This window comes from Agrobacterium sp. CCNWLW155 (assembly GCF_036888815.1).
GTDB classification, from domain to species: Bacteria; Pseudomonadota; Alphaproteobacteria; order Rhizobiales; family Rhizobiaceae; genus Agrobacterium; species Agrobacterium radiobacter.
Genome location: NZ_JBAKFW010000033.1, coordinates 1 through 13268, shown reverse-complemented (window position 1 = coordinate 13268; position 13268 = coordinate 1). Strand labels below are relative to the sequence as shown.

Annotated in this window: 13 protein-coding genes; 2 read left to right on the top strand and 11 right to left on the bottom strand. The window is 57.3% G+C overall.

The features are described 5' to 3' along the window. From lpdA to V6S97_RS28555, 11 genes are all read right to left on the bottom strand, one after another. Positions 1-1337: dihydrolipoyl dehydrogenase (lpdA, locus tag V6S97_RS28605; protein WP_334428370.1), on the bottom strand; the 1337-nt coding region annotated here is incomplete at its 3' end. A gap of 115 nt (positions 1338-1452) precedes the next feature. Beyond that, positions 1453-2745, bottom strand: coding sequence for a dihydrolipoamide acetyltransferase family protein (locus V6S97_RS28600; protein ID WP_334428369.1), 1293 nt, complete (start codon positions 2743-2745; stop codon positions 1453-1455). Between the two features lie 2 nt (positions 2746-2747). Further along, positions 2748-3746: an alpha-ketoacid dehydrogenase subunit beta gene (locus V6S97_RS28595; protein WP_334428368.1), complete on the bottom strand. Its 999-nt coding sequence runs from the start codon at positions 3744-3746 to the stop codon at positions 2748-2750. Then, positions 3746-4783 carry a thiamine pyrophosphate-dependent dehydrogenase E1 component subunit alpha gene (locus V6S97_RS28590; RefSeq protein WP_334428367.1) on the bottom strand — a complete coding sequence of 346 codons (1038 nt, stop codon included), beginning with the start codon at positions 4781-4783 and terminating at the stop codon, positions 3746-3748. Before V6S97_RS28590 ends, V6S97_RS28595 begins: the two co-directional genes overlap by 1 nt. Before the next feature lie 2 nt (positions 4784-4785). Further along, positions 4786-6111: an NAD(P)H-dependent oxidoreductase gene (locus V6S97_RS28585; RefSeq protein ID WP_334428366.1), complete on the bottom strand. Its 1326-nt coding sequence runs from the start codon at positions 6109-6111 to the stop codon at positions 4786-4788. A 273-nt stretch (positions 6112-6384) separates the two neighbouring features. Then, entirely contained in the window at positions 6385-7377 is a 993-nt protein-coding gene (locus V6S97_RS28580; protein ID WP_442886138.1) for a sugar-binding transcriptional regulator, read from the bottom strand. A 113-nt stretch (positions 7378-7490) separates the two neighbouring features. Next, positions 7491-9461, bottom strand: a complete 1971-nt coding sequence (gene ptsP, locus V6S97_RS28575; RefSeq protein WP_334428365.1) for a phosphoenolpyruvate--protein phosphotransferase — start codon at positions 9459-9461, stop codon at positions 7491-7493. A 32-nt stretch (positions 9462-9493) separates the two neighbouring features. Next, positions 9494-9871: a PTS glucitol/sorbitol transporter subunit IIA gene (locus V6S97_RS28570; protein WP_442886136.1), complete on the bottom strand. Its 378-nt coding sequence runs from the start codon at positions 9869-9871 to the stop codon at positions 9494-9496. An 89-nt stretch (positions 9872-9960) separates the two neighbouring features. Then, a complete protein-coding gene (srlE, locus tag V6S97_RS28565) occupies positions 9961-10977 on the bottom strand; it encodes a PTS glucitol/sorbitol transporter subunit IIB (RefSeq protein ID WP_334428364.1) in 1017 nt (338 codons plus the stop codon). 22 nt (positions 10978-10999) lie between these two features. Then, a complete protein-coding gene (gene srlA, locus V6S97_RS28560; RefSeq protein ID WP_334428372.1) occupies positions 11000-11737 on the bottom strand; it encodes a PTS glucitol/sorbitol transporter subunit IIC in 738 nt (245 codons plus the stop codon). Positions 11738-11802: 65 nt separating this feature from the next. Next, the gene (locus tag V6S97_RS28555) at positions 11803-12216 is read right to left on the bottom strand and encodes a transcriptional regulator GutM (RefSeq protein ID WP_334428363.1); all 414 of its coding nucleotides are present in this window, start codon (positions 12214-12216) and stop codon (positions 11803-11805) included. Between the two features lie 127 nt (positions 12217-12343). Here V6S97_RS28555 and V6S97_RS28550 point away from each other — a divergent pair, with 127 nt between their 5' ends. Both V6S97_RS28550 and V6S97_RS29305 read left to right on the top strand, forming a co-directional pair. Then, entirely contained in the window at positions 12344-13009 is a 666-nt protein-coding gene (locus tag V6S97_RS28550; protein WP_334428371.1) for an HAD family hydrolase, read from the top strand. Positions 13010-13158: 149 nt separating this feature from the next. Continuing rightward, on the top strand, positions 13159-13268 hold a 110-nt coding region (locus V6S97_RS29305; protein WP_442886140.1), incomplete at its 3' end, for a biotin carboxylase N-terminal domain-containing protein.

Here is a 13268-nt window from a genome sequence, read left to right as displayed (position 1 = left end):
AGATTCATGGCGACAACGAAGCCCTGAATGAGCTCGGTCACTTCCGCACCGACCATATGCGCGCCGAGCAGTTCACCAGTCTTTTTATCAAAGATGGTCTTGACCATGCCCTGATCTTCACCGAGCGCCACGGCCTTGCCGTTTGCTGCAAAGGAAAAGCGGCCGACGCGGATGTCGCGGCCCTGTTCCTTCGCCTTGGCTTCGGTGAGACCGACCGAGGCGACCTGCGGGTTGCAATAGGTGCAGCCGGGAATCTTGAGCTTGTCCATCGGGTGGACATTCGGCAGACCAGCGATCTTTTCGACGCAGATGACGGCCTCATGCTCTGCCTTATGGGCAAGCAGCGGCGGGCCGGCGACATCGCCGATGGCATAGATACCAGGTACGTTGGTCTTGCCGTAACCGTCGATGACGATGAAGCCGCGATCGGTCTTCACGCCGGCTGCCTCGAGGCCGATACCTTCGATATTGGCGACGACGCCGACGGCCGAAATCATGCGGTCAGCGGTGATCTTCTCGGAAGAACCGTCCTTCTTCTCAAGCGTCGCGGTGATGGAGTTCGCGCCCTTCTCCACCTTGGAAACCTTGGTTTCCAGATGGATTTTCATGCCCTGCTTTTCGAGCTGCTTCTTGGCGAAGGTGGAAATTTCCGCATCCTCGACCGGCATGACCTGGCTCATGATTTCGACAACGGTCACATCCACACCCATGGTGCGGTAGAAGCTGGCGAATTCGATGCCAATCGCGCCGGAGCCCATGACGAGCAGCGACTTCGGCATTTCTTCCGGCTTCATCGCCTCGAAATAGGTCCAGATCAGCTTGCCATCGGGTTCGATACCGGGCAGCGCGCGCGGGCGGGCGCCTGTGGCGACGATGATGTGCTTGGCTGTATAGGTACCCTCGCCCAGCGTGTTCTTCGGCACGGGACCCTGCGGTTGAACCACCGGCTTGGTGGACTTGCCGACCACGATCTCGCCCGGCTTGGTGATCTTGGCTTCACCCCAAATGATATCGACCTTGTTCTTCTTGAACAGGAAACCGACGCCATTGTTCATGCGCGCAGCAATGCCGCGCGAGCGCGCCACGATTGCCTTGACGTCAGGCTTGATCGAACCTTCCAGCGTCAGGCCGTAATCCTTTGCATGGGTGGCGGTGTGCATGACATCGGCGGTGCGCAACAGCGCCTTGGTGGGAATGCAGCCCCAGTTGGAGCAGATGCCGGCCAGATGCTCGCGCTCCACGACGGCAACCTTCATGCCGAGCTGGGCTGCGCGGATCGCGGCAATGTAACCGCCCGGTCCCGAACCGATGATGATGACGTCATATGATTGAGCCATTGGAAATATCCCCTCAAGGAAAGCGATGCCGGGCGCTCCTGGGAACGCCGCTTACAGGAAAGGGTTGCTCCCGCCGCTTGGGAGAGGACGGGAGCAAAGCTGGCGTCGTTAAAGATCAGGCCAGCATCAACACCGGACGCTCGATATAGCTCCGGAACGTCCCGAGAAGATCCGCACCAAGAGCGCCGTCAACCGCGCGATGGTCAGTCGACAGGGTGACTGTCATCATCGTAGCGCCCTTTACCTCATCACCCACCATGACGGGACGTCGCTCGCCCGAACCCACCGCCAGGATTGTGGCATGGGGCGGATTGACGATAGCCGCAAATTCGCGGATTCCGAACATACCGAGGTTCGACACAGCTCCGGTGCCTCCCTGATATTCTTCAGCTTTCAGCTTTCCGGCCTTCGCGCGTGCGCCAAGGTCTTTCATTTCGGCCGAAATGGCCGACAGCGTCTTGATTTCGGCACTACGGACGATCGGCGTGATCAGACCGCCAGGAACGGACACGGCCACACCGATATCCGCATGGCGATGTTTGAGCAGCCCTCCATCCGTCCAGGATACATTAGCGTCCGGAACCTTCCGCAGCGCCATCGCGTAAGCCTTGATGACCATATCGTTGACGGACAGCTTGAATTCAGGCTTTCCGTCCACCACCGGTGCTGCTGAATTAAGCTCCGCACGCAATCCCAGAAGCGCGTCAATGTTACAATCGAGCGTCAGGTAAAAATGCGGCACGGTCGATTTTGCCTCGACGAGCCGGCGAGCAATGGTCCTGCGCATGTTTGTGTGCGCAAGTACGTCATAACTTCCTTCGGGAAAGAGCTTGCGAACCTGATCGTCCACCGGCGGGCTGGTCACCGATGTCGCGCCTTGGGGATCCACTTCTCCGCTCGGCTCAATGCTCTTTCCATTTCTTCGATGATTGTAGATATCGGAGCGGGTGATACGCCCGTGCGGGCCCGAACCCTCAACAACCGACAAATCGATCCCGGTGTCACTTGCAAGTCGTCGGGCAAGGGGGGTTGCCCGAACTTTGTCTCCCGCGGGTTTTGTCACTGAAAGCGCAAGAGGCTGTGACGGCATGGTCTTGTCCGAAACGGCCGTGGAAGGCGCGACAGGAACGTCGGCGGGTTGCGATGCCGGAACACTCGTGTCTGCCTCACCTTCCTCGTAGATCCAGGCAACAGCTGCGCCGACGGGAATATCCACACCCTCCTGGCCGGTAATATTGCGCAGGATGCCACTTGCCGGAGCGTCGATCTCCATCGCAGCCTTGTCGGTTTCGATCTCGAAAAGCACATCGCCTTTCTTAACCGAGGCGTCATTGCCGAAAAACCACTTGGAGATTCGGCCGGTCGCCATGTCCATGTCGACCTTGGGAAGTATGACCTCGACTGGCATGATCAGCGTACTCCCTTCACCAGGTCGCGAGCAGCAGTAATGATGCCCGGCACCTGCGGAACTGCGGCTTTTTCAAGCTCAGGGTTATAGGGGATCGGTGTTTCAGATCCGCCAAGCCGTACGATCGGGGCATCGAGGTAATCAAACGCTTCGCTCTCGGCGATCATGGCACTGAGTTCGGCGCCGACACCCAGCGTTTTGACGCCCTCGTAGACGCACATAAGCCTCGATGTCTTCTTGACGCTTTCGACAATCGTCTCGCGGTCGATCGGACGGATGGTTCGAAGATCGATAACCTCGATATCGATGCCTTCAGCCGCGAGTGCTTCCGCCGCCTCAAGCGACTTGTGCACCATGATGGATGTCGCGACGACCGTCAGGTCCTTGCCCGAACGGCGGATATCAGCCTTGCCGATCGGAACGGTGTAGTGGCCCTCTGGCACCGGCCCCTTCATCTTGTAGAGCAGCTTGTGCTCGAAAATCATGACCGGATCTGGATCGGCAACAGCAGCAAGCAGCATGCCCTTGACGTCATGAGGGGTTGCCGGCTGGATCACCTTCAGCCCCGGGACATGCCCAAGCCAGGCCTCGAGGCTCTGGCTATGCTGGGCGGCCGCGCCAGTACCAGACCCGGCTGGAAAGCGCATAACGACAGGAACGGACACCGCGCCGCCGAGCATGTAGCGCATTTTGGCGGCCTGATTGACAATCTGTTCCATGGCAAGCGCCGCGAAATCGGAAAACTGAAATTCGAAGATCGGGCGCAGACCGGTGACGGCCGCACCGACGGCGACGCCCGCGCCACCAAGTTCCGAAATTGGAGTGTCCATGACACGATCAGGTCCAAAACGATCGATAAGATCGCCGGTGACTTGAAAAGCGCCGCCATAGACACCGATGTCTTCGCCCATAAGGATAACGCGTTCATCGGCCTCCATGGCGATTGCCATGGCTTCCTGGATCGCCTGCGAGTAACTCAATTCTCTGACTGCGGCGTCCATCACGCGTGCTCCGTGTAAACATAATCTGCGAGGTCTGCGACGTCGGGGGCGGGACTTGCCTTGGCGAACTCAATGCCGGCGGCAATCTCCTCTTCGACCGAGATCCGGATCGCGCTTAGTTCTTCAGCGGTCGCGATACCGAATTCGACAAGCTGCGCTTCATACCGTGCAATCGGGTCACGATTGGTCATCCAGTCATCGATCTCGTCTTTCGTGCGGTAACGATTTCGGTCGCTCTTGGAATGTCCGCGGTAACGATAGGTCTTGCATTCGATGAGGCTCGGCCCCTCGCCGCGCCGGGCACGTTCAACCGCGTTGTGAGACGCTTCCGCAACGTCCGAAAGGATATTTCCGTCGACAATAACCCCCGGCATGGAATAGGCGACAGCGCGATCAGCGATATTGGCGACCGCCGTCGAGCGCTCTGTGGAGGTAGACATGCCGTACTTGTTATTTTCGCAGACGAACACAACGGGCAGTTTCCAAACCGCAGCCATGTTAAGAGCTTCGTGAAACGCGCCCTCATTGTTGGCGCCGTCGCCAAAAAAGCAGACGGCGACCTTGCCGGTCTTGAGCCGTTTGGCCGTCAGCGCCGCACCGACGGCGATAGGGAGGCCACCGCCAACGATGCCGTTAGCGCCAAGGTTGCCTGTCGCCACGTCGGCAATATGCATGGAGCCGCCGCGGCCAGCGCAGTAGCCGGTGGTCTTTCCGAAGAACTCCGCGAACATCCGCTTCACATCGGCACCCTTGGCAATGCAATGTCCATGGCCACGGTGTGTTGAGGTGATCTGGTCGTCTGTGCCAAGCGGCATACAGATGCCCATGGCGCTTGCCTCCTGGCCGATGGACAGATGCATCGTGCCATGTATGAGACCGCGCATGTAGCTTTCTTCGGCGCCCTCCTCGAACTTGCGGATGAGATGCATCTTGTAGACAGCATCAAGCAACTTTTCGCGGGGGTACTGGCGATAAATGAATGGCAGGTTAGCGCCGTCCGAAACGGGTGCAACCTGTGTTGCCGTGGTTTTGGCCATTGTCAGCTCTCCTTGCCGTAGACGAGTGCATCCTGACGGGCGCGCAAGGCAGCAATTTTGGAACCGGGCACCACAGCTGCGTTGGCGTAGGTGATCAGTTCACCCTTCTTGATCGGGGCAGTGACGGTGCCATGCTGCAACAGTCCGCACGGGATGGCCTTGCTCGTCCTTGCTTCCCCTGCCGTCATGATCCAGGCACGATACGTATACTCACCGATCGCATCGAGCCTGTCGCCCGGATTGAGGTCCTTCTTGGCAACAGCGCAAACCTCGGCGACGGGTTTCGACAGCGGCACCATGTCCGCTTTGCCGTAGAGAACGGCGCGCGCGCATGTCAGCGGCACTTCCAGCGACGTCAAATGATAGGGACGATGGAATGTGAAGTAGGGACCCTTGCCCATCTTCAGATCTTCCATCCGCTCGCTGACGCGCGGATGCGACATATCAGCGACGACAAAGACGCCGGGGGCTACGCCCTTGCCGATGGAATAATCCACGACGCCAACGCGCGAGAGGACACCGCCATCTTTTTCCGGCACAAGCGTCGAGGACAGTTGGTCAAGCGTCGCCGCGGGCCCGTGCATGCCAGGCTTGTCAGGAACAAGACCGGTGGCGTTGGAAATCGCTGCCATTTCGACCATCGTCTTTGAACCGTCGACAAACTCGACAAGCATGCGGACGTTCATGTGACGGCGTGCGGCTTCCTCAGCGTAGTCGTCGGGTATCGCATCAATATTAAGCGGATTGTTCTTGCCTTTACCAGCCGCGACAATGGGATGTCCCATGGCCGAAACAAACTCGATCAATTCCATACAGGAAGACGGCTCGTCGCCCGCGCCCAAGGAGTAGATGACACCGAGACGCTCAGCCTCGCTCTTGAGATAGGCGCCAATGGTAACATCGGCCTCCACATTCATCATCACGAGATGCTTGCCGTGCTCCATCGCGGCGAGGCCGATTTCCGCTCCGACGCTCGGAACACCAGTCGCATCGATGACCACGTCGATGAGACCACTGTTCAGGATCGTGTCTGCACTGTTCGTGACGGCAACCTTGCCCGCTTCCATGGCAGCGTTGAGACCATCAACCGAACTGGCTTCCCTGTGATGACCATTCTCCTGGAAAGCGATGTCCACCGCCTTCTGGGCGGCCGGCAGATTGAGATCGCAAATCGCTCCAATCTCGACGCCAGACATATGCGCGACGCGAGTCACGATATCCGTTCCCATTTCACCGGATCCGATGAGGCCAATGCGGATAGGACGGCCGGTCTCGGCGCGCGCGACTAGGTCACACGCCAAACCAGTTGGCGCGACATTGATAGCCATTGAATTTCCTCCCAAGGCAAAATTATCGGTGACTGAGATTATGAGTATCAGTACATTTGTCTTTCTGTCAACACGATTGTTCATATTTGTTGAGAGGTTTCGCTTTCGCCAGCATCCGACCGCCCCTTTCGATATTCGGTATCGAGGACGCGGGCGGGCTCGGGCCAGATCAACTCGCGGGAGAAATGTGAACGGACGCCACGCGCAGTGAAGCGCCCTCCTGCTGACGCAGAAGGACACAACGAAGGATGCAGGTGAGATAATCTTCGTCGGCTACTCGAAAGCGGCCCGTTCCGCACCGTTCCTGAGAAGGCTACGTGCGCTGTGTTCATCCGTAATCAGGACGGTCGGCTGGACAAGCCGCATTGCGCCCAGCATGGCCTCGGCCTTGTCGGCGCCACCGGACGCCATTATGCGCAAAGGCGCGCGGCGGATACGATCAACATCCACCGACATGACACGATCATTGATGGCATGCTCGATGAGCTCGCCATACCGGTCGTAGAAATGGAAAAGCAAATCCCCGACAGCGCCACGATCGGCCAATTCCTGTCGCTGCTCCTCAGTGAGAAAGCCGCCACGATAAAAGGTCGTAGCAGAATCGATACCGCCAACGCTGACGACTACGGCGTCAAGCGTATCAGCCATGTCGAAGATTTCCTGAATACCGCAGCGCGTAATAAGAGCATCCCTCGTCGCACGGCTGTCGACCACCGCAGGCGCGGGAATGAGGTAACCCTCCCCCTGAAAGGTTTGCGCGAAGCGCCAGGCAAACTCTGCGGGATTGAAGCGGCGGACCCTGCTGACCCCACCCAGCAGGGAAATGACGTTGAAGTCGCTCAGCGAGCGGCTGTTGATCGTAGCAAGGGACGCGAACAATGTGCGTCCCCAGCCGACCCCGACGGTCATGCCCGGTTTCATTGCCTCCGACAGAAACGCGCCCGTCGCAGCACTGATCGAAGGGATCGGGTCGGCTGCGGGATCTGAGATCGGAGCGACGATCGCTTCATCGATCCCGAACATCTCTTCCAACTGCCGCTCAAGCCCAACAGTTTCGGAAAGCTCGCCCTCGATGGCGATTTTTACCTCGTTGCGGATGCGCGCCTCCGCCAACATTCGCACGACGGTGACACGGCCGACGCCAAGGACGTCGGCAATGTCGTTCTGGGTCATTTGCTCCACGAAATACATCCAGGCCGCACGAATACGCATCCTGTCGTTTCGCCCACCCTGTGTCAGCGCAGACGTAGTTTCCTGGCCTGTCATCGACGAAGCAGATGTATTTTTTTTGGTTCGAGCCACGCTTCCTGAAGAATCCCTACAATTGACCTGTAGCTATGTCTATCAATACCACGCGCAGATGGAAATGAACAAAATGACTAGGTTTTGCTGATCCCCAATGCATCTATGATGCATTTCTTGGCTCTTGGGATCGACGCTGCACTCATGCTGAGTTCGGTAAGGCCCATTCTTAGAAATGTCGGAATAAGATCTGGACGCGCTGCCGCCTCGCCGCACATGCCGACCATGATTCCGGCTTCGATCCCCGCCCTTGCGGTCATTTCGATGGCTGCAAGAACCGCGGGATTATTGACGTCGTTGAGTTCGGCGACCTGCGGATTCATCCGGTCGGCTGCCATGACATACTGCGTCAGATCATTCGTGCCGATCGAGAAGAAATCCACCTCCCTTGCCAAGGCCGGAGCGATCATCACCGCGGCTGGAGTTTCGATCATGACACCGAGAGCGAATTTCTCGAATGGGACACCCGCATCGGAGAGTTCCTGCACGCATTCGTCTATAAGCACACGCGTACGTCTGACTTCATCAAGCGTTGACACCATCGGCAGCATGACCTTGACGTTGCCATGGACGGCGGCGCGGAGCAACGCCTTCAGTTGCGGCTTGAAGATATCCGGGCGATCAAGGCACATCCGCACACCACGCCAACCCAGAAACGGATTTTGTTCGACAGGAAATGCAATGCCTGCAACGGGTTTATCGCCACCGATGTCAAGCGTTCTGATAATGACCGGGTCAGGGGAAAACGCTCTCGCCGCCTCACCGTAGACTTCGTATTGCGCATCCTCGGAAGGCAAACCGCCATGTTTCATGAAAAGCAGTTCGGTGCGGAAAAGTCCGATCCCCATCGCCCCTGCCTCGCGGGCAGTTTCAATCTCTTCAAGCGAGCCGACATTCGCGGCCACTTCGATCAATTTGCCATCGGCGCTCTTGGGAGTAACATCCTTAAACAGTCGAAGCCGTTTCTCTTCTTCCGCCGACTCGGCAATCCTGATTTCGAAAGCCGTTCGTATGGCCTCGGATGGATCGGCGATGATCTGCCCGGTGCTACCATCTAGCGCAATGTCCCGCGCGTTAGCCAAATTCTCGATTGTGCTTCCAAGCCCCAACACCGCAGGAATGCCGTGGGCCCGTGCTATGATCGCGATGTGCGATGTCGCTCCGCCATGCGCACAAACGATACCCCTGACCAGTTTCAATGGCGCACGAGCCAAATCCCAGGCCCCGATATCATCTGCGACAACAATTGACGGGCGATCAATCTCGTGCAGCCCAATATCGCGCTTGCCTGTGAGCGCGAGACAAATCTGCCGGGCAATAGCCTTCACATCGTCGGCGCGGGCGTTGAGATAGACGTCTGACACACGCCCAAAGGCAGCAGCAGTGGCTTCGGTCACGCTGAGTACCGCGTCCAAGGCGTTATACCCTTGCGAGATGGCTTCAACGATCTCCCCGTTAATTGCGGGATCACCGGCAATCTCGCAGAGGGCCGTGATGATGCTACGGTCGGTTTCGGAGAGATTCTTGCTGGCAAGCTCTCCTTCCATCGACGTCTGAACTGTCGTTACAGCCTGACGGAAGCTTGCGATTTCGAGCGGGATTTCGCTGTCCTGAAGGCGGCGATGCGTAGGACTGAATGCCTCGGGAAAGTAATGGAAAGCAGAGGCCAATGCCACCCCTTCGCTGGCGGCAATTCCGCGGAAGCCACCCGGTTCGACCGCAACACCCATCTGAGGCTGGCTTGGCTCTTCCCCGGTTGCCGGAGAGGAGGAAACGCTTTCCTCGCCGAGACCGGAGTGAGGATCCGCCAGGAACGCCACCAGAGCGTCCAGCGCAGCCTCCGCGTCGGCGCCATCAGCCCGAAGCGTAACCGTGTCATTTTCCTTTACCGCCAGAAGCATCAGTTTGACGGAGCTCTTTGCACTTGCCGATTTTGTGCTCTTTAAGATCTCGACATCGCTTTCAAAGCTTTTGGCGAGCTTTACGAAGCGGGTCGCAGGACGAGCGTGCAGACCCTCGTGCACGCGCACGATCGTGGAACGTTCCATGGATTTGTCTCGCAAATTTGTACGCGATCGCGTCAGGCGCCGATCGTGATCGTTTGGCCTATGGCCAATGCTGTTTTTAACTCATCAATATCGACGGCGGCCGCGCAAATTTCACCGGGCCGCTCCGCACTCGTAGCGTCATTGAAATTGATGACCACGTGACCGAGGTCGATGATTTTTTTCCAGGCCAGATCGCCAACTGCCGTGATCCGCGTTTGAAGTTCACCGATGGCAATGGTCGTCCCGACTGCTGGAGCTTCCGCTACAGGCCCCAGATCCGGCTTGTGAAGCACCGACACCTCCGAGAGTTCGGGTGGCGCGCCATCGGCGAACAATATCAGGACGCCGCCATCGGCAAGCTCGGACACGTCCGGCCCGATAAAAGTGATGTTAGTCTTTAAATGGGCCATGATCTCCTCCATCTAGCCACGATCGCCGAGCCTGCAAAAGGCCCTGCAGGGACAGGCGGCCTGATAAAACAACGGCCGCCTGATTTTGCTCAGAACACTATCAGACTTACCAACCAAGCGAGCAGAACGGAAACCGGGCCCATGATCTGGCGGCTGATTAGAACGGCCGGTACCCCGATTTCGATTGTCTTCGGCTTGGCCTCGCCAAGGGCCAGTCCAACCGGCACGAAGTCGCAGCCGACCTGAGTGTTGTAGGCAAAGAGCGCAGGAAGAGCCATGGCTGGAACAATGGTGCCGTTTGCGATCTGCGGACCGATGATGGCCACACCCACCACCTGCGCAATAACAGCGCCTGGACCAAGAATGGGCGAGAGAAACGGAAGGCCACAGATAGCCGAAAGAATGAGAAGGCCAACAATGTTGTTTGCTAATGGGCCCATCGGCTGCGCCAGTACGTCGCCGATACCGGTATACAGAATAAGACCGATCAACATTGTGACGAAGGCCATAAACGGCAAAACGTTACGGACAACCTGATCGATCGTGCGGCGCCCGGAATTAAAGAAGATGCCGACAACACGGCCCATCACGCGCCCGATTCCCGCGATAAGGTTGATAAAACCACCGCTCGATGAATCCGCCACTGGAGCGACCGCCGCCATCGGAGCCGAAGTCGGCGCCGCCGATGCTGTCGGCGCGCTACGAGCAGTTCCGGTGACAGGTTCCGAGCCGTCAGCCAGCACCACATCCTGCTCGCGGACGCCGGAGACGTAGATGTCCTCTGTGATAAACTGAGCGAGCGGGCCAGCCTGTCCGACAGGCGTGATGTTGACCGTCGGGATGCGCTTGCGCGGATAAACACCGCACCGGGCCGTGCCGCCGCAATCAACCACCACGATTGCCATTTCTCCTTCGACCGGAGGCGAGCGGAAACCGTCAACCGCCTCGGCACCCGTCATGTCGGCGATGCGCTGGGCAAGCGGATGGATACCGCCGCCGGTTACCGAAACCACTTTGTTTCGCTGAGACGTCGGCTGCACAACCAGCGGTCCGCCCCATCCTGATTTGCCGCGCGTGATTTTTACAGCCTTATATTCTTTAGCCATAATTCGTCCTCCCCTTTTGGCCTTAGAGCTCAACACCCTGACGACGCGCCATGATCATGGTGATGCGTTCGGTCAGAATTCCCTTGAGCAAGATAACAACGAGGCCCACGATCGCGTACCAGATGGCCATCTGAATGTGGTATCCTGACGCCACTGCGCCTTTTTTTTCCAGTTCCTGTAAAGCCACGAGAACACCGCCCCAGACGAAATATTCGCCAGGATTGATGTGCGGGAAGAGACCAAGAGGCGGATGAACATAGGAAACGGCAGCGTCGTAAAAGGCTGGCTTATGTTTCTCTTCGAGGAATGAGCCGAATGTGTAGGCCATCGGGTTGGTCAGAAAGAAGACAGAGATGAGCGGGAGGACAGTATAGCGTGTCAGGGCGATACGGCCCGCGCCTCGAGCAACACCGTGCACGCGCTCTTCTCCAACTAGCTCGGTGATCGCATAGAATGCGGTCATGAGAACGACGAGGGTGGGAATGATCCCGGTCACAAAACCCGCGAAGACCTCGCCGCCCTTTTGAAAGATACCGATGAAGTATTTTCCGACATTCGCGAGCCACCCAAGCTGCTCTTCCTGAGTCACCGTATCAAGCTTCTGCTTGAACTGCTCGACGGAAATGTCGGGCGTTGCCTGGGCCAATATGACAAGTTTGTCGCCTGCTCCTTTGAGAGCGAGCTTGCCATGAATGGCAGCGTCGGTCAGAACTGATCCGACGTCATGAGGATTTATTTGGCTGCCGTAGTCAGCTAGCATAGATACAAGCATTTTTTCCTCCCAATAGCCGTTACAATACGGCGTTCTCCCAAAAATCCACTGCTTTAGGCGATCTGCGTCTCGCGAGCGATGTTCCGCTCTTTCACCGCCTCCACCTGTGCAATTGCCAAAGCAATTGCAGTATCAACGCAGCTTTGATCGCTCTTGGTCCGTGCGTTCTTCAGCGCCTCAAGGGTCATGCCCTCGAATTGCTGATTGCGCTGGAATTTGGCGAACACCGAGCGGCCGGTCATGGTAAGCAACCTTTTCACCACAAGGTCTGGGCCGATCACGACCATCGCGATAGCACCCTTTCGGAAGCGCCCGCGTGCGTGACCAGCGCCGACGAAACCGTCGTTAAACTGATGCGTGATGCCTTTGAATACGTCCGTGTAATGTTGCATTTGCCGCCAGACGCCAAGCGCCTGGACCGCCCAAACAACGCCCAGCCCGAGCAGGGCCCATTGCCAGATTGCCATCGTCACCCTCCCAAGAGCCGAACAAAAATCTCGGATGCCTCAAATGAACATTTGTATTTATGAATGTCAATATGTATATTTCATTAGCCCCTCGGGAGGAGAAGGCCAAGGGACCAGCAGGGAGGAAATTTTGACCCAGAAACTGATTATTTTTGATTGCGATGGCGTGCTCGTTGACAGTGAGCCCTTGGCAGCAGAGGCCTACGTTCGCGTTTACGCAAAACAGGGGCTTCCGATCACACCCGAGATTATCGCGGAGTGTGTGGGCATGAAGCAGGCAGATATCATACTGCGTGTAGAGCAACTGACCGGCTACAGCCTACCGCTCGCAGGTGAGGCTGACATCTGGCCACAGACAATGGCGGTGTTCAAAGAAAGGCTCAAGCCAGTTCCTGGCATCAGGGCCTTCCTGAGAAACCTGACTTCTTCCTGCTGTGTCGCTTCATCTTCCTCAATCGAGCGAATCTATTTCAGCCTCGATACGACAGGTCTTTTGGAGTTTTTTGATCCCTATATTTTCAGTTCATCCATGGTGAGCAAAGGAAAGCCTGCTCCCGATCTTTTCCTTTTCGCAGCAGACAGAATGGGCATCGCTCCCGAGAACTGCATCGTGATCGAGGATTCGCCCTTCGGTGTTCAAGGTGCGGTTGCTGCCGGCATGACCGTCGTTGGCTTTACGGGCGGAAGTCACACCACCGCCGACCACAGGGACAAGCTTTTGGAAGCAGGTGCGACATTCGTCAGTTCGAACTGGCATGAGGCTGAGAGATTTTTACCCGTTGCCGAGGGATAATGTGGCCATAAAAAGCGGAAGAAAGCTGTCATCTACACGGGTTTCCTCCTCGCCACCTCGCCACTGAGTTTTCGGCATTGAGTGAATTTTCGCGTCCTGACCGGCGACAACCGTCAGCAATCCTACACGTCCAAAAAATGGGTGATCTTTTGCGTATTAAAAAAATCCTTTGTGCCAACCGTTCCGAAATTGCGATCCGCGTTTTCCGGGCAGCGAATGAGCTTGGGATTAAAACCGTTGCGATTTGGGCGGAAGAGGA